Origin of the sequence: Citrobacter sp. ANG330, assembly GCF_047467925.1 — a bacterium.
GTDB classification, from domain to species: domain Bacteria; phylum Pseudomonadota; class Gammaproteobacteria; order Enterobacterales; family Enterobacteriaceae; genus Citrobacter_A; species Citrobacter_A amalonaticus_G.
This window is the reverse complement of record NZ_JASJUI010000031.1, coordinates 1-770: the sequence shown is the minus strand read 5'-3', so window position 1 is coordinate 770 and position 770 is coordinate 1. Positions and strand designations below refer to the sequence as shown.

General features: G+C 59.4%; 1 pseudogene. It reads right to left on the bottom strand.

Features of this window, described 5'->3' with window-relative positions:
• Positions 1-770, bottom strand: a pseudogene (locus QNN88_RS22790) (hypothetical protein); the annotation flags it as partial.

Sequence of the window (770 nt, the reverse complement as noted above, 5' to 3'; positions counted from 1 at the left end):
GTGAAGCGCTCCTCGCGCATCAGGGTACTGCCGCTGCCCGTCCAGGTGGCATGGCTTATCTGGTCGTTCGCCGTCATGCTGTTGACCATCGTCCCGCGCAGCGAGTCCGATATCATCGACAGGTTATAAGCTTTGTCGTACAGCCACTGACGTTGCAGGTCTTTGTTCCAGGCCTGTGGCTCTGCCTGGCTGCCGGCCCGCTGTGTTGTCAGCATCCCGGTCTGCGTGTAGCCCTGCGTCTGGTAAAACCCGGCTTCGCTTTTTCTGGTGGTCTCCTGGCCGTGCAGGTCGTACTCAAAGGTCAGCGTCGCGTGGTCCGCTATCTGCCACGAAGTGAGTTCGCCCATTAAGCCACGCGTGAAACGTTCCGTAATACCTGCGGTGGTACGTTGTGAAACCGAGTCCTGCTCCGGGTCGTGGCGGTATTCCGTGCGCCTGCCATTAATGGTTTCGGCGGTTATCCGGCCGGCGTCATCGTATTCATACGTGACGGTGGCATCATTGTTCTTTGCCTCCACCAGGCGGCACAGCGTGTCATAGCGGAAGGTGGTGGTGCTGAGAATACGGTCGCTGTCACCCTGCGTGATGTCTTCATCTGTCACCTGGTCGGTGACGTTATAGCGGCGGTGCAGGTGCGTGCCGTCCGGGAAGGTGGTGCGGATACAGCGGCCAGCGGCATCATAGCGGTAGGTTAACGTGCGCCCGGTAAAATCGGTTTCGGCAATAAGCTGCCCGGCCCTGTCATATGTCAGCCGGTAGCTTTCACCCTC